The organism is Chitinophaga filiformis, assembly GCF_021646545.1.
Lineage (GTDB): Bacteria > Bacteroidota > Bacteroidia > Chitinophagales > Chitinophagaceae > Chitinophaga > Chitinophaga filiformis_A.
This window is the reverse complement of record NZ_JAKIRP010000015.1, coordinates 144856-160467: the sequence shown is the minus strand read 5'-3', so window position 1 is coordinate 160467 and position 15612 is coordinate 144856. Positions and strand designations below refer to the sequence as shown.

The following is a 15612-nucleotide window of genomic DNA, read 5'->3' as shown; positions in this document are numbered from 1 at the left end:
GCTAAACGTTTCTCCTAAATTAAACGGTCCTTCTTTTCAGAAAGACCATTAATCTCTTATCGACAGTGATTGAATATCAAACTTAATTAAATATTCCATTCATTTCTGTTAATATAATAGGCTCTCCGCCGGTAACAACGATGGTATGCTCATGTTGTGCCATATACCCGCCCTTGTCGCCGACCATGGTCCAACCGTCATTCATCTCCACTGCATAAGTAGATGATGTTGATATAAACGTTTCTATTGCTACGACAGAATTCTTCTTAAATCTTCTTTGGTCAAAACGGTTTCTGTAGTTCAATATACTGTCTGGATCTTCGTGAAGTCCCCGACCAATGCCATGGCCTCCAAGGTTTTTAATAACCTTATAGCCACGTTTCTTAGCTTCTGTTTCCATTAGATGGCCAATATCTGCTATTTTTACTCCTCCCCTTATGTTGCTGATTGCCTTACGAAGGATTTCTTTTGAAGCCTCGACTAATTTCTGATGTTGATTAACATCTGCTCCAAGCACAAAGGAGCCTCCATTATCAGCCCAGAACCCCTCAAGCTCAGCAGAGACGTCAATATTTATAAGATCGCCCTCTTTCAAAATACGTTTGTCCGTAGGAATTCCATGACAAAACTCATTATCGACACTTATGCATGTCCAGCCCGGGAATCCATATGTCACGTATGGCGCTGATTTGGCGCCGAAGCCAGACAGGATCTTAGCCCCAAATTCATCCAGCTCTTTTGTGCTCATACCGGGTTGAGCATAATTCACCATTTCCTTCAGGGTATATGCAACCGCTTCACTGGCTTTTTGCATGCCCAATAGTTCCGATTCTTTTGATATTGACATATTTTCCGTTTTCGGGTTTTCTGAGTATTAACTTCTAGTTTCTACTAATAATAAAGTTATAAAAAAGCATTCTAAAGATGGGTATTTCATTTTCCGCGCAACGACTTCAGCCATTTTATTCAACCAGATACTACGCACATTTTCTGAGGTGGACGTATCCGTCCCTGACTAAAACACTATATGCTCTTCACGATGCGGATTGTTCTGCCGGAATCAAAAAGTTTGTTTAAGCGTCTGCGTGAAAGTCTTTACTATTCTGTAGCCACCATAATGAATATCAACAATGTTACTACTAATCACCGAGTAAGATTTTAATATGGAATAGTCTACTCTCCCCCTGATCATTATCAGCTACCAGATGCAGATACCAGCCATTATCTGTAGCTTCAGCCAGGCAGACTCCTTCCAACTTTTCACCTTTAAATACGGGATCTACATCAGACAGATTAACAATGCCATCCAGCAATATGTCTCCCTTATTTAGTTTCCGACTTACATTCTTTATCCATCCAATGTAACTATCGCCTATTGTACCATCATCATAAGCATTGCCGGTGTTTTCGCTTGAAAGAACCACCAGCAGAATATCTTCCTGTTCAATGTAACACAGCTCAGATATGCCGGCAAAGCCAGCGAGGGAAAAAGGAATGATGAGTTGCGAGATGCTGATCGGGGCATCTTCCTGCCGTTGCCAAAAATCAGGAGTAGTTGTGATAATGTTATTGACAGGATTATTTTTATTCCCCCGGTTAGCCAGCATCAAATGAGGACCTGCAATGGTAGCACCTTCAATGTTGATCTCGGGAATCTGCCGAAGACGATTTACAAATGGCGCATATGAGATATGCTGTACTTTATTATCCCGCAACCTCAACACCACGCCCGTTTCTCTTTCTTTTGTCGCCGCCGAACCTAAAGCCAGCAAGCTTTTTTCACCGTCAATATCAAGTATGACTGCGGATTCCAGATCTGCCTTTTTTACTTTGGGTATCCGCTTTTCTTTATAATCAAAAAATGGTACAGTACTCACTTCATTATAATTACTGTCGAGTACCAGCAGTATATTAGCATCATCACCTATAATGTACAGGTGGCCATTGTAATAGTCAATGGAGGATCCGGAAGGATAAGCACTTAGCAACAGAGATTTCAATAATGTTATAATAGCTTTCACAATAATAGTGGTTTTGACTAGTGATGTATTAAACGTAGCGTTGAACCAGATTTCCTATCTACCTGCTACTCGTTCATTTTCCATGCTTCACCTTAGGCTTCGCACTTACACCTATTTCCGCGTAAAGCTTACGCGGATTTTTTGAGTATGGGACATCTGTAGTCAACTTATCAGTACCAGCGCTTCAAAGATCTCATCGGAGAATTGACCGCTAGGCTTTCAGCTTGGTTCCTGACTGTGACGGATTGAGTTGAACATAGCAATTCCATTTGGTGATAAAAGCCAGGATACACCATCTTCTAATTGTTTAACATGCCAGATGGTAATTCCTTCCGCAGTTTGTTTACCCTGCAACATAAAAGGGGGAATCCACATTAGTGCTATGTTTCCGTCCCCATCCCAGCCCGCATCCAGGAACATTTCCTTTGCTATACTGATATATTCCTCAGCGTTTTTCAAACACTCTTCCGGACTAAGGGTGAAATTCAGGTTATCTATCCACTGATAAGACTGCACGATAAAGGTTCTTAAGGTCTCTGGTGGATAGGTTATTATTTTACTTTTGTCTTTTTGGGTGTTCATGTGTTTTACTGTTGTTCGCTGTTTAGATAGTCTAATATCAACAATCAGAAATCTAAGATAGCAAATCCTCGTAACCGGTGAGATATTGCTACAAAAGGAAAAATGTTTTCAGGCAGATGCCGGGAATCATTTTTTGCTACATATAAATAATTCACACGGATGATCACAAAAATCCCCCGGTTTTCAACATGATTCCAGTCTTTAAGGTCTCATGCCAGGAAAATGTTGTAGAGTAGCTGTACCAAAACAAAAAGGGCTTTTAGAAATTCTCTAAAAACCTTTGCCAACTTGCCATAACAGCCCGCTATCAACGCGAGCAAGGCAAAGACGTTATTGTTCTCAATCCGTGGGGGGTGCTGGAAGATAAAATCGGCGCATCGTATTTTGATAAGCGGCCATATTACACGATGCAGGCTCTACAACAAAGAGCGGATGAAGATTCTAATATAAAAAATTAACAGTCATAATAACATCGTGTTAACCAAAAATAGAGAACTATTTAATATAATCGTCATGTGAAAGAATAAATAAGGGAAAAGAATAATGCGCGCTAAACTAATTCTAATTGTATTAGCCATTACGCTTTAACGCTTGTGCAAATAATGCACAACAGGAAAAGTTGCCCCTTGAAAATGCGTCGCCTACGTCTTCACATGGGAATACTACTTTATCCTCTAACTCTGATAGGACAGGGATGAATAAAAATCTATGCCTGGCAATGGATTAAGCTAAGAAGATAATGAGTTCTTAGAAAGTATAAAGCATACTTACTCCGCCTTTAGAAGACATTTTGGGCAGATGGAAAGCTATTAAAATAAATATATATGAGGTCTATCAAAGTATTAGTCTGTTTATTTCTGGTTATATTTTTAGGATGTTCAAAAAATGATAATAAAACGGAAGAGCCAGAAAGCCAAGTTCATGACGATTATTTAAATCAAGAAGATAATGAGTTCTTAGAAAGTATAAGTATTCCGACACCAGTACTAGAAGAATTATTAGGGGCTAATGGCTATCCCCTAGCAAGAATTTCCAATGGCCAGTCGTCCGTTGCAAAACTTAAAGAAATTATGATTGATAGTATGATAAAAAAAGGCTGGCAATTGTGTTCTGAAAAAACAAATAAGATTTATCCAAATGAAGGTGACAACAAACCGGAACATAAAGGACTGGTTTATAGTTATGGGCAAAGAGACTATACGAAAAGACTTTTTCCAACCGCCGGAAATGCCTTACATAAAAAATATGCAGTTTATGGAACTGATTGTTCCGGCCTTATGATCAACTTGTTAAATCATATTGGAATAAATATATCTACAGATGCAACAACGAGCAACTTTGAAACAATGCTAAATAGCACTTTAGAAAAAAAACAATCGCTGAATTGGAGAGTATTCATTCAGGAGCGAATGCCTGAAGAAGAAATGAAAGTCGGTGATTTAATCTTGTGGCCGACTAAGCATATCGGCATGGTTACTATTCAAAAAAATAAGACAAAAGGAATTATTCAATCTAATGGAGATCCGAAACCAGCTAATCAAGCCCAGCAGGATAAAAATATTGGTTTAAAAAGGGGCATACACTTTATTTCTTTAAAGGACGCTATTCATGGCAAAGGATATTGGGGCACTCATTATAAAATTCTTCGATTAATAGAAGCCGGAGACACTATTAAAGGCGGGCTAATCTTTTATCTCGACAAAACAGGCAAGCATGGATTAGTCAGTGCTCCAATAGACCAAGCAAGTAATATCAAAATACCGTTGATATACACCACAGGGACAAGCACAGATACGGGAACAGGCATGGCGAATACACGTGCAATGGTTGCAGCCTTAGGAATTGGGAACAATCCGGCTAGTATATGTGACCAACTATCACTTAACGGTTTTGATGATTGGTTTCTTCCTTCCAAAGATGAATTAAGCCTTATGCACAGCAGATTACACGCAATAGGGGTAGGAAATTTCGCTTCTGACGAATATTGCAGTTCTTCCGATATTAATAGTGATGCTATATGGTGTTTCAGCTTTAAACTTGGCTATTCCTATAAAGGATTAAAATATGGGGCCTATGATAGATATTATAATACTTATCATGTTCGGGCTGTCAGAAAATTTTGATTATAATTTTAATGCAGGGCCCCCCGCCATAAAGGCGGGGCATCCTTCCTTGTTTACATACTCGCCTGATCCATTGCCTCAAAGCATTTCCTTATATCCTCCAATTTCCAATCGTTGCGGCGGGAGCTGATTTTAATGGGTAGTGGATAAGGCCCCACTTATCCCATTTAGGAATGTTGAGCGGATGACTGATAGAAAATGCAATACCTCTTTGAGAGATATCCGATAGTTGGAAATTGCAAACTGTAATTAAGTTTCTCTTTTAGCACGCCCACAGCAAGCGCACGGAAGCCGTGGCCCGTCATTTTATTGTGATAGCCGATCCGTGTCAAAGCAAGTAAAATTGTTGTGCTGCTTATCGGCTTTCTGGGATTTTTTTAGGCTCTTTGGAATTCTCTATAAGCTGGTTAATATTTGTATAAACATTTTTTAGACAGGCCTCTTTGCCCAATCTCCATTTATCTTTTGTATCAAGCCTATTATCTTCAAATCCCGAAAGTCATAACCTTATTTTGTATATGGGTTGTCGCCTATGGTGGTGGAAAGTTTGAGTTTATGAAAGGTCGGGGCTTAGCGCAGCCATACTTTACTAAAAGTTTCGCCAGTTTCCTTATCCGTTATTAACGCCTTCCTTTCAATCCCCCATGTCATGAGCAACTGAAATGAAATATCATTTTCAGGATATATCGTCGCAGTGATCCTTCGTTTCCAAAGGTGTTGATTTATTTTTAAAAAATGTAGTACTTCCTTCATTATACCTTTACGCCGTTCCCGGGGATGAACCATGTATACAATCTCAAGTTCATTCTCAGTGGTGTCCTTAGTTTCCTTTAACTCCAAATGGGCGCAAAGCTCCTGGTCTCGATATACAGCCCATACCCAGAACCATCTTTTCTCATTACTACGGTAGATTTCAAAAATTTTATTAAACATACTCTCTTCTGTCTTTATATCATCTGTGGCACCGCCCATAAAAGCAATTACGTCCCTGTCCATAGACATCTCCAGATACCGTTTTAGATCTTTCGGCTGGTATGGCTCCAGGGTATAGTTTTCTGTTTGGTAAGTTGGAGGTAACATAGTTCGCAAAAATTTAATGATGTTTAGTTAATTTATGCAGGCATCCTGATCCCTGTTTCACAATAAAATTTCATGCTTAGGAACGTTGCCAAATCGTAAATAACATGCAAAAGTATTATTGATCTTTTTAATCCACTGTGACGGAAAGGGAGCAAGTCAAATTTTTCATTTCTGAGCGTTTTGAGCTTTCGGATAAGGTCTAGTAGAATATTTATAAGAGGAACTCAAAATCTATATTCCAGGGAATGAGAGTTGAACCACATAATTAGTAGAGAATGAATGCGCTAGGAATTTTTAGAAAAGATATAGAGTTGCTGTAGAACTTCCTGGTTCTTTATAAAATATTGATTAACAAAAAATGGGGCGCTTATTACGCGACCCATGATATCTTGTAGCGAGATCGGGCGAATTATCTAACCAATTTCTTGATCTTTTAACTTTTAGCCATCTGTAGGAGAATGTTTGCCGGACTTCGTCCAATCCTGAGTATTTCGATGCCTACCAAAGCCAAGCGTATCAAATTCATCTTTATTACGTTCTGCAATAACACCGAAAGATCTTAAAACAATATTTACAACGTCTTGTCCATACGTCAATTCAGCATTTCTTTTTCCATCTTTCCAAATTATTCCCGTTTGTCCACCCTCGCCTCCAAAATATTCTACTTCTACATAAGCCAGGGGCTTACCTTTTATAATCCTTAATATACTCAATTCAATAGTGTCCGTTAAATATTCAAAACCACGAATACTTTCCGCGGTATCCAATTCATTTATCTGATCGAATAAATCCTCTGTAAGTGGGATCAATGAAATATCTTGACCCAAGTTCACTAGTGTCACATTATTGTATGATTCACAAACACAACTTATATCTTTTGATTTGCCGATAAAAGCGTTTAAATAATATCCCATCTGCAAAGATTACTATATGCAAGTTAAAAATATTGTAGATTGATAGTAATAAAACAAAAAAGGCTTCCAGCGTCTGCTGAAAGCCTTTTTAATCCGTAGCGAGAAAGGGAGTTGAACCCTTGACCTCAGGGTTATGAATCCTGCGCTCTAACCGCCTGAGCTACCTCGCCATATTTCAACCGCTTCACTTGTTCAAAACGGGAGTGCAAAGATAATAGGGAATTTCCTAAAAGCCAAGAGCTACCCTTAAAAAGTTTCTAATATTTAATAAGCTAACAATTCTTTCATAGCCGCAGCTACCTTTTCAGGATTCGGCAACATGGCATTCTCCAGTATGGTATTGATCGGTACTGCAGGCAGATCAAGGGCTCCCAGCGTAAATACCGGTGCGTCCAGTGATTTAAAACAGGTCCGTTGGATCCGTCCTGCCAATGCCTGTGCAAAGGAATTGTTCAGCTGCTCTTCTGTTAGTACGAGCACTTTGCCATGTTTCTTCACTGTAGAAAAGACCAGTTCCTCATCCAGCGGGAATAAGGAACGCAGATCGATGATCTCTACCTGACCAGGAAAACTGGCTGCTGCTGCCTGTGCCCAGTATACGCCCATGCCGTAGGTGATCACGCAAAGCGTATCTCCTTTTTTCACGTCACGGGGATGAGCGGGTTGTACGATCCTGCCCTTACCCAGCGGCAGTACGTAGTCAGCGTCCGGCTCTACTGTGATAGCACCCTGTGTACCAGGTACTTTACTCCAGTAAAGACCTTTGTGTTCCAGCATGACCACAGGATTGGGATCAAGGAAGGCGGCCTTCATCAGCCCTTTCATGTCGGCTGCATTGGAAGGATACACTACTTTGATGCCTTTGACGGTCAGCAGGGTTGATTCCACGCTACCGGAATGGTAAGGTCCACCACCACCATAGGCGCCGATAGGGACGCGTATAAGTGTCTGCACGGGGAACTTCCCATTGCTCAGGTAACAGGATTTGGAGATCTCGGTCACCAGCTGGTTAAAGCCGGGATAGATGTAGTCAGCAAACTGGATCTCTACTATGGGTTTGACGCCCACAGCTGAAAGGCCGGCGGTCGAACCAACGATATAGGCTTCCTGGATGGCAGTGTTGTACACCCGGTCATCGCCGAATTTTTCTGCCAGCGTAGCTGCCTCCCGGAATACGCCTCCGAGCCTGCGACCTACGTCCTGACCAAAAAAGATAGCTTCCGGAAACTGCTGAAGGATCTCCTCTACCGCGTGCAGGGCGGCATCCACCATCATCACCTTATTACCGTTGGAAGGGGACCTGTTACCTTTTTCAGCGGTAACAGTTGCAGGGGCAAAGACATGATCGGCCACTGTGTCAACAGCAGGATCTGATGCTTCCTTTGCCCGGTCGAATTCGAGACTGATATATTTTGGGGTGTCTGACTCGATTGCTACGAGATCCTTGTCCGCCACTCCAATCTCCAGCAGCCGCTGCCTCAGTAGTGGTTTAGGATCTTTTTCTGCATGCAATGCCAAATCCTCTTCGGTACGGTACCATTCCTTCCGTACGCCTGAAGTATGATGACCCAACAAGGGTACGCAGGCATGTACCAGGATGGGCTTCCGCTCCTGACGTACATAACCGATTGCGGCCCCCATTGCATGAAAGCATTCTTCAAAGTTGCTGCCATCCACACGCATGCGTTCCAGGCCTTTAAAACCGGCTGCATATTCATAAGCGTCCATCACCCGGGTTTCCTTCGCACTGGCCGAAATACCCCATTCATTATCCTGTACGAGATAAATAACAGGCAATTCCCATAATACAGCACTCTGCCAGGCCTCACTCACCTCTCCTTCCGTCACACTGCCATCTCCCAGCGAACAAAGCACTACCGGCGCTTCTCCTTTGGGTCCTGTTCTCAGGGAAGTGGCGCCTATCTTTTCCAGGTAGCGGATGCCTTGCGCCATGCCTGTAGCAGGGATCACCTGCATACCTGTGGCACTGCTCTGATGTGGAATGCAGGGCTTTTCAGGGTCCAGGCTACTAGGGTGACTGTAATAGGAACGGCCGCCAGAGGCCGGGTCATCCCTTTTGGCCAGCAGTTGCAGCATCAGTTCATATGGCGTAAAACCCATTGCCAGGAGCATGCTGTCGTCCCTGTAATATGGACTTGCATAGTCCCAGGGACTCAGCTGCAAGCCAGCAGCGATCTGGATGGCCTCATGACCGCGGGAAGTGGAATGTACATATTTGCAGATATTGCGGTTCGCTTCATAGATCGCGGCCATCTCAGCAGCCTGACACATGAAACGGTAAGCCTTCAGTAGTGTAACCTGTTTGCCGGAAGACCGCTCCTTACCGGGAACAGCAGCTTTAAAAGTTGGAACACTTATACTATCTTTAAACACGTAAGAATTGTTTTGGTGTGTGACTCTTTTTTAGTTGCTACAACAACTATTGCTATTGCAAATTAACAAATATGACTGATACTTTTGTAAGCAATCCGTCTTTTTTTAAGTTGGACGCTACCTTAAAACGGATACGGAATTACTGGCAAAAAACCTTTGACGCCCACAAAAAAGATATTACTGTAGACCAGTGGTTACTGATAGAAAACCTCTATAAGCACAAGAAAATTACCCACAATGAGCTTGCCAGAGTGACTTCAAAGGACATTACCACCGTATCCCGCATTATTGAGCTCCTGGTAAAAAAGGAACTGGTGGTCAGGGAAGGCTCCCCGCATGACCGTCGTAAGGTATTCCTTCAGTTGACGACCAAAGGCTCGGATAAGTATAAGGATGTAAGGCCCCTGGTACTGGAAATGCGAAAAACGGGATGGGCCGGATTAACCGAAAACGATTATGTTGAGTTAACGAGGATACTTGATGTGATCTATAATAATATTCCCTGATAACCATCATTTCGAATCAAGTACTACGTAGGTCCTGACTATGAATCTTGCCATCTGAAATCTGTCATTAACGTAAACTATCTGCCAACTCCCTTCATCTCATTATTTAATTTCCCGGATAGTTGTTTTGTTCTGCCAGTTTAGATAATACACCGCATACACATGCGGCAGGGTGAGTTATTGTTGCTTCAACACGAACTATTATGCTGTGGAGGTATGGGAGTACTGTTCATATAAATAAAAACGCTTAACGCAAACCCTTATCTGTTGCGTTAAGCGTTCATTACGATTGCCTGAATCTATTTTATCATGAATTCCAGCAGGCTGTCATTTTCGATAAATGCTTCCAGCGTATCCCCTATCTCAACCGGTCCCACGCCGGCAGGTGTGCCGGTAAATACGAGGTCACCGATGTTCAGGGTGAAGAATTTTGAGATGTAGGCGATAAGGAAATCAAAAGAGAACAGCAGGTCCTTGGTATTCCCCTGCTGCATCAGTTCCTTATTCTTATAAAGACAGAAATTGATATCTTTCTTGTCCAACTCCGGAGTAATAGGAATGAACTGCCCTACCACGGCGGAATTATCAAAAGCTTTGGCGATCTCCCATGGCAATCCTTTCTGCTTCTGCTTATCCTGAAGATCGCGGGCAGTAAAGTCAATGCCAACACCTATCTGATCATAATACTTGTCCGCAAACTTCTCCTGAATATGTTTACCGTTCTTGCTGATACGCAATACCAACTCGCACTCATAATGAAGATTGTCGGTAAACTCAGGATAGTAGAACGGATGATTGTTCTGTAACAGTGCATTCTTCGGCTTCATGAAAATCACTGGTTCAGTTGGTACCTCATTTTTCAGTTCCTTTGCATGATCAGCGTAATTTCTTCCGACACAAATAATTTTCATGACAGATTTTTCTTGGTTTTAAGGTTAAATGAACGGATCATATCAGATTTCGTAAATTTATTACTAATAAGGATAGACCAGGGTATTAAAGATATTCATAGTACGTGGTAAGCCCACGGAAGCAAAGCTCTCGATCAGTTCCACACATTTCCCCAATTTCGCCATTACAACGGCCCATTCCTCATTATTCCATTTACCCAGAACAAATTCTACCTGCCGGCCACGTGGAAAGTTATTCCCGATACCGAAACGCAAACGTGGATACTGGTTGGTACCCAGCAGCTCCTGGATGCTTTTCAGCCCATTCTGACCGGCGTCACTGCCACCAGCGCGGAGACGTATCACTTCCAATGGTAATGCCAGATCATCTACTAATACCAGTATATTTTCCAGTGGTACCTTTTCTTTGTCCATCCAGTATTTCACCGCCTTCCCACTCAGGTTCATGTAAGTGGTGGGCTTGATGACCACAAAAGTGCGCCCTTTCCACTTCACTTCAGCCACATCAGCCAGACGATCATTCCGGAAGCTACCTCCATGCTTTTCTACAAAAGCATCTGCTATGTCAAACCCTATGTTGTGGCGTGTATGTTCGTATTCTGCACCTATATTACCCAATCCTACTATCAGGTACTTCATCGGATTACAATTTTAATGCTAAACACCTGCATTACGCCCCTGCCTGTATATACGAAAAGAAACGCAATGCTGGGCAAAAATAGAAAAAGTCCCATCCCGGACGAGCCGGAACGGGACTTTTTGCAAAATATTCTGAAAGAAAACTTATTTCTTTTTACCTTCTGCAGCTTCTTCCTGACGCAGCTGACGAGTCATTACTACGGAAGCGATAGGAATACGCGGAGAGTTCAGGATCTCGATGTTTTCAGTAACCACATCTTCTACGCGAATGTTAGCGTTCAGTTGCAGGTTGTCGATATTCACCTCGATGTTCTCACGCAGATATTTAGGCAGCGCCTTTACTTTCAGCGTCTTCATCTTTACTACCAGTTTACCACCGGCTTTAACACCTTCGGACTGGCCGGTAATTCTGATTGGCAGTGTAACAGCAACAGGCTTGTCTTCTACCAGTTCCATGAAGTCGATGTGAGCCAGTTCGTCTGTAACAGTGTCAAACTGTTTGTCTTTCAATACACATCTGTAGGTTTTGCTACCTACCTTAATTTCAGCGATCTGAAAATCAGGCGTGTATACCAGATCTTTGAAGGCTGTTGCCGGCGCTGAAAAACTTACGGTTTCTGCACCCCCGTAAATAACACAAGGCACTTGTCCCTCAGAACGTGCCTGGCGGGTGGCTTTTTTGCCAAATTCGCTCCTGAGTTGTCCTTCGATTGTTATCGTTTTCATTGATTAAACATTTATGATTATAATAAATAATGCTTGTTCTTATCCCCTCCGGTGACTATGAACGAACAGGTTCGTGATAGACCTGTTTTCGTGCATATTACGAATGGCTACTGCGAAGAGGTCCGCTACACTGATCACCTTGATCTTTGGACTCTGCTGTTTCAGCGGCATTGTATCGCAGATCACCAGCTCTTCCAGTACGGAGTTATTGATGTTTTCGTAAGCCTTACCACTCAATACAGGGTGTGTACAGAAGGCCCTTACACTTCTTGCTCCCTTCTCTTTCAACAGGTTGGCTGCCTTGGTCAATGTACCTGCAGTGTCGCAGATATCATCTATCAAAACAATGTCCCTGTCCTTCACATCTCCTATCACCACCATGGAAGCAATTTCATTGGCACGCTTACGGTGCTTATCGCAGATCACCATTTCAGCATTGAAATAGGCTGCTACTTCCCTTACCCTGTTGGTACTACCCACGTCAGGGGACGCAAAGGTAAGATTTTCCAGCTTTAAATTCTCAATGTAAGGGATGAAAATTGCGGAACTGTCCAGGTGATCCACCGGGATGTCAAAGAAACCCTGGATCTGAGGAGCATGTAAATCCATGGTTATCACACGGTTAGCACCTGCCGATGTTAACAGATTGGCTACCAGTTTGGACGCAATGGCCACCCTGGGCTTGTCCTTCCTGTCCTGACGGGCGAAGCCAAAGTAAGGGATCACTGCAGTGATATAACCAGCTGAGGCCCTTTTCGCAGCGTCTATCATCATCAACAGCTCCATCAGGTTGTCTGAAGGGGCATTGGTACTTTGTACCAGGAAAACATAATCACCACGGATACTCTCCATGTAGATGGGCTGGAACTCACCATCGCTGAACTTCTGAATGGTCAGCTTACCAAGACCGTTACCGTAACGCTTTGCAATTTTCTCTGCAAGAGCTGTATTACTGTTCCCTGTGAAAATTTTTACTGATGGTTGCATGGATTATTAGAAAGAGGTTGCAAAACTATGCTTTTTGGTGTAGCTATTCTTATTTTTTTAGCCGTTGTATACCGGGGTACACAATTCTGTTATTTCCGAAATAGATAACGTGATTATTTACAATACCTTACATTCACACTTTAAGCCGTGGTGTCTTATCAGGAGACTAATTTAAAATAAAATTGGGGGAAGTGAAAAAAACCGGAAGGAAGGAATATATTTGCTAATAATTTTAGCAAAATGGAAATGGTAGTTAACCCAGCAAATCACGTTGCAATCAAGGATTGGGCGGTAGATGACCAGCCACGGGAAAAACTGATCAATAAAGGCAGCACTGCTTTAAGTGATGCAGAGTTATTGGCTATTCTGCTCAATAATGGTCATAAACAGAAGTCCGCACTATCACTTGCCCAGGAAATATTACGCCTGTCCTCCAATAATCTCGGAGAATTGGGTAAACTGAATGTACACCAGCTGAAAAAGGTACAGGGCGTCGGTATCGCCAAGGCTACTACCATCATTGCCGCCATGGAACTGGCGCGGCGCAGGCAGGCAGGATATATGCATCCTAAAAAAACTATCCGTTCCGGTGCGGAAGCAGCCCTTTATTTCAAGCCAATATTAGGCGATTCCAACTATGAGTCATTTCATGTACTATACCTCAACCACGCCAGCCGTGTACTACAGCATCGTTGTATCAGTAAGGGTGGTATAACAGGCACCGTCGTCGATGTGGGGCTTATTTTCCGAGCCGCAATAGAGCTTGATTCCACACAAATCATGCTCTGTCACAACCATCCATCCGGCAATTTGCGCCCAAGTACAACAGATATTCACACCACCAAAAAACTCATACAGGCAGGCAGCTTATTTGATATCCGCGTACTGGACCACATCATAGTTTCTGAGGCCGGTTATTGCAGCATGGCAGAGGAAGGATTCATTATATAATATCTGGATATAATACTCTCTTTTTCCTTACATTCGCAATTATTTTATTATCAGATATTAACATGCTCAAAATAGGCATCTTCGGTGTGGGGCACCTGGGCAAGATACATCTATCCCAATGGGCCACTATGAAAGACGTAGAATTAGTCGGTTTTTTTGATCCAGGTAATGCGAACGCCGACAGTGTAGCTCAACAGTACCAGATTCCGAGATTCGCTTCCGCGGAAGAGTTGATACAGGCGTCAGACGCGATTGATATCATCGCTCCTACTACACAACACTTCAAATTATGCGAACAGGCCATCCGTAACGGGAAACACATCTTCGTGGAAAAGCCGATGACCAACACCATGGAAGAGGCTAAAACACTGGTGAAACTCGTAGAAGAAGCCAATATCAAGTTCCAGGTGGGCCACGTAGAACGCTTCAACCCGGCCTTCCTCGCCCTCAAAGGACATGAACTGAAACCAATGTTCATTGAGGTACATCGCCTGGCTGAATTCAATCCCCGCGGTACCGATGTCAGCGTGATCCTTGACCTGATGATCCATGACATTGACATTATCCTCAGCATAGTACAGTCCACCGTCAACCGCATCTCTGCCAGTGGCGTAGCTGTGATGAGCGATACGCCCGATATCGCCAACGTCAGGATAGAATTCCATAATGGCTGTGTAGCTAACCTGACCTCCAGCCGCATCTCCCTGAAGAAAATGCGTAAAATGCGCCTTTTCCAGAAAGATGCTTACATCGGTATTGACTTCCTCGACAAAAAGACCGAGATCATCAAGCTGAAAACGCCGGAAGATGAAGGACTCTTTACCCTGGATATTGAAACCAATTCCGGTAAAAAGACCATCGCTATTGACAATCCGGAGATCAAACAGGTGAATGCCATCCGCATGGAGCTGGAGCTGTTCCGTGACAGTATCCTCCTCAACAAGCCCGTCCCCGTGAACGCAATAGATGGACTACAGGCAATGGAGGTTGCTCACCAGATCCTGGCGAAAATCAATAAGAGCCTGTCTGCAGACGTAGCTCAATAACTATCGCTATAAATTCTTTTCTTTTAACAATGCGCCGGCAATGGTCAGATCAAGCGGGCGCGTGATCTTTATATTCGCTTCTTCTCCGGGTACCAGGTGTACGCGATGACCCTGCCGCTCTACCACTGTCGCTTCATCTGTAAACAACGGATCATAGGGCAATTCAAATGCGGGCAATAACCATTCAGATAAAAACGTCTGAGGAGTCTGTATGATCTTGAACTGTTCACGATCTACTGCTTTATTCCCCTCTCCTTCCACCTGCCGGATACTATCTTTCATATCGATCACCGGAATAGCGCTTCCTTTCGTTAAAGCAGCTTCATAACAGGCACGGATCAGCGAAGTGCTGATCAGCGGACGTACGCCATCGTGTACAAACACGACTGAGGGCGTCTTCACTTCCTGTAATCCATTCTTTACAGAATGGAAACGGGTTTCCCCTCCCTTTATCAGAGTAACGTTTGCGGTTGTATTAAATTCATGCAACCAGGGTTCAACATATCCGAAATGCACTTCCGGCAATACCAATACAATACGGATATCGCTGAAAGCGCTCACAAACGCATTCACTGTGTGCCATAATACGGGCTTTCCTGACAGATCGAGGAACTGTTTGGGAATAGTGCTGCCCATCCGGGAACCTGACCCACCGGCAACAATGATCGCTATTTTATTACGCTGTTCCATAAATGGCCTTACATGAATAGTCCTGTCCCGCATGATACGAGA

At 43.1% G+C, this 15612-nt stretch carries 15 protein-coding genes and 1 tRNA gene; 4 read left to right on the top strand and 12 right to left on the bottom strand.

Annotated features, from left to right (window positions below; all coding sequences use genetic code 11):
* Positions 1-82 precede the first annotated feature (82 nt).
* The 3 genes from map to L3C95_RS27845 all read right to left on the bottom strand — a co-directional run bounded on the left by map (position 83) and on the right by L3C95_RS27845 (position 2603).
* Complete coding sequence (map, locus tag L3C95_RS27855; protein ID WP_236393215.1) at positions 83-847, bottom strand: type I methionyl aminopeptidase; 765 nt, start codon at positions 845-847, stop codon at positions 83-85.
* Positions 848-1139: 292 nt separating this feature from the next.
* Complete coding sequence (locus tag L3C95_RS27850) at positions 1140-2021, bottom strand: DUF6929 family protein (RefSeq protein WP_236393213.1); 882 nt, start codon at positions 2019-2021, stop codon at positions 1140-1142.
* A 219-nt stretch (positions 2022-2240) separates the two neighbouring features.
* The gene (locus tag L3C95_RS27845; RefSeq protein WP_236393211.1) at positions 2241-2603 is read right to left on the bottom strand and encodes a hypothetical protein; all 363 of its coding nucleotides are present in this window, start codon (positions 2601-2603) and stop codon (positions 2241-2243) included.
* Between the two features lie 824 nt (positions 2604-3427).
* Here L3C95_RS27845 and L3C95_RS27840 point away from each other — a divergent pair.
* Positions 3428-4726 (top strand): NlpC/P60 family protein, encoded by a 1299-nt coding sequence (locus L3C95_RS27840; RefSeq protein ID WP_236393209.1) that lies wholly within the window; start codon positions 3428-3430, stop codon positions 4724-4726.
* Between the two features lie 570 nt (positions 4727-5296).
* Here the strand turns inward: L3C95_RS27840 and L3C95_RS27835 are convergent.
* The 4 genes from L3C95_RS27835 to L3C95_RS27820 form a co-directional block, all read right to left on the bottom strand.
* Entirely contained in the window at positions 5297-5806 is a 510-nt protein-coding gene (locus tag L3C95_RS27835; RefSeq protein WP_236393207.1) for a GNAT family N-acetyltransferase, read from the bottom strand.
* A 440-nt stretch (positions 5807-6246) separates the two neighbouring features.
* On the bottom strand, positions 6247-6720 hold the full coding sequence (locus L3C95_RS27830; protein WP_236393205.1) for a hypothetical protein: 474 nt from the start codon (positions 6718-6720) through the stop codon (positions 6247-6249).
* A 96-nt stretch (positions 6721-6816) separates the two neighbouring features.
* Positions 6817-6890, bottom strand: a tRNA-Met gene (locus L3C95_RS27825).
* A 94-nt stretch (positions 6891-6984) separates the two neighbouring features.
* Positions 6985-9114 (bottom strand): thiamine pyrophosphate-dependent enzyme, encoded by a 2130-nt coding sequence (locus L3C95_RS27820; RefSeq protein ID WP_236393203.1) that lies wholly within the window; start codon positions 9112-9114, stop codon positions 6985-6987.
* Positions 9115-9185: 71 nt separating this feature from the next.
* Between L3C95_RS27820 and L3C95_RS27815 the strand changes: the two genes are divergently transcribed.
* The gene (locus L3C95_RS27815; protein WP_236393193.1) at positions 9186-9620 is read left to right on the top strand and encodes a MarR family winged helix-turn-helix transcriptional regulator; all 435 of its coding nucleotides are present in this window, start codon (positions 9186-9188) and stop codon (positions 9618-9620) included.
* Positions 9621-9919: 299 nt separating this feature from the next.
* Here L3C95_RS27815 and L3C95_RS27810 read toward each other — a convergent pair whose 3' ends face one another.
* The 4 genes from L3C95_RS27810 to L3C95_RS27795 form a co-directional block, all read right to left on the bottom strand.
* Complete coding sequence (locus L3C95_RS27810; RefSeq protein ID WP_149695208.1) at positions 9920-10531, bottom strand: fumarylacetoacetate hydrolase family protein; 612 nt, start codon at positions 10529-10531, stop codon at positions 9920-9922.
* 63 nt (positions 10532-10594) lie between these two features.
* Positions 10595-11170, bottom strand: coding sequence for an aminoacyl-tRNA hydrolase (gene pth / locus L3C95_RS27805; RefSeq protein WP_236393191.1), 576 nt, complete (start codon positions 11168-11170; stop codon positions 10595-10597).
* 144 nt (positions 11171-11314) lie between these two features.
* A complete protein-coding gene (locus L3C95_RS27800; RefSeq protein WP_236393181.1) occupies positions 11315-11896 on the bottom strand; it encodes a 50S ribosomal protein L25 in 582 nt (193 codons plus the stop codon).
* 39 nt (positions 11897-11935) lie between these two features.
* Positions 11936-12883 carry a ribose-phosphate pyrophosphokinase gene (locus L3C95_RS27795; RefSeq protein ID WP_236393165.1) on the bottom strand — a complete coding sequence of 316 codons (948 nt, stop codon included), beginning with the start codon at positions 12881-12883 and terminating at the stop codon, positions 11936-11938.
* 240 nt (positions 12884-13123) lie between these two features.
* Between L3C95_RS27795 and radC the strand changes: the two genes are divergently transcribed.
* Both radC and L3C95_RS27785 read left to right on the top strand, forming a co-directional pair.
* Positions 13124-13834: a RadC family protein gene (gene radC, locus L3C95_RS27790; RefSeq protein WP_236393163.1), complete on the top strand. Its 711-nt coding sequence runs from the start codon at positions 13124-13126 to the stop codon at positions 13832-13834.
* A 62-nt stretch (positions 13835-13896) separates the two neighbouring features.
* On the top strand, positions 13897-14880 hold the full coding sequence (locus L3C95_RS27785) for a Gfo/Idh/MocA family protein (protein WP_236393153.1): 984 nt from the start codon (positions 13897-13899) through the stop codon (positions 14878-14880).
* Positions 14881-14886: 6 nt separating this feature from the next.
* Here the strand turns inward: L3C95_RS27785 and L3C95_RS27780 are convergent, their stop codons facing one another.
* Positions 14887-15570: a 2-C-methyl-D-erythritol 4-phosphate cytidylyltransferase gene (locus tag L3C95_RS27780; protein WP_236393150.1), complete on the bottom strand. Its 684-nt coding sequence runs from the start codon at positions 15568-15570 to the stop codon at positions 14887-14889.
* Positions 15571-15612 lie beyond the last annotated feature (42 nt).

Coding starts and splice junctions, on each gene's coding strand:
- map (WP_236393215.1), bottom strand. CDS start 847: ATGTCAATATCAAAAGAATCGGAACTATTGGGCATGCAAAAAGCCAGT.
- L3C95_RS27845 (WP_236393211.1), bottom strand. CDS start 2,603: ATGAACACCCAAAAAGACAAAAGTAAAATAATAACCTATCCACCAGAG.
- L3C95_RS27840 (WP_236393209.1), top strand. CDS start 3,428: ATGAGGTCTATCAAAGTATTAGTCTGTTTATTTCTGGTTATATTTTTA.
- L3C95_RS27835 (WP_236393207.1), bottom strand. CDS start 5,806: ATGTTACCTCCAACTTACCAAACAGAAAACTATACCCTGGAGCCATAC.
- L3C95_RS27830 (WP_236393205.1), bottom strand. CDS start 6,720: ATGGGATATTATTTAAACGCTTTTATCGGCAAATCAAAAGATATAAGT.
- L3C95_RS27815 (WP_236393193.1), top strand. CDS start 9,186: ATGACTGATACTTTTGTAAGCAATCCGTCTTTTTTTAAGTTGGACGCT.
- L3C95_RS27810 (WP_149695208.1), bottom strand. CDS start 10,531: ATGAAAATTATTTGTGTCGGAAGAAATTACGCTGATCATGCAAAGGAA.
- pth (WP_236393191.1), bottom strand. CDS start 11,170: ATGAAGTACCTGATAGTAGGATTGGGTAATATAGGTGCAGAATACGAA.
- L3C95_RS27800 (WP_236393181.1), bottom strand. CDS start 11,896: ATGAAAACGATAACAATCGAAGGACAACTCAGGAGCGAATTTGGCAAA.
- L3C95_RS27795 (WP_236393165.1), bottom strand. CDS start 12,883: ATGCAACCATCAGTAAAAATTTTCACAGGGAACAGTAATACAGCTCTT.
- radC (WP_236393163.1), top strand. CDS start 13,124: ATGGAAATGGTAGTTAACCCAGCAAATCACGTTGCAATCAAGGATTGG.
- L3C95_RS27785 (WP_236393153.1), top strand. CDS start 13,897: ATGCTCAAAATAGGCATCTTCGGTGTGGGGCACCTGGGCAAGATACAT.
- L3C95_RS27780 (WP_236393150.1), bottom strand. CDS start 15,570: ATGGAACAGCGTAATAAAATAGCGATCATTGTTGCCGGTGGGTCAGGT.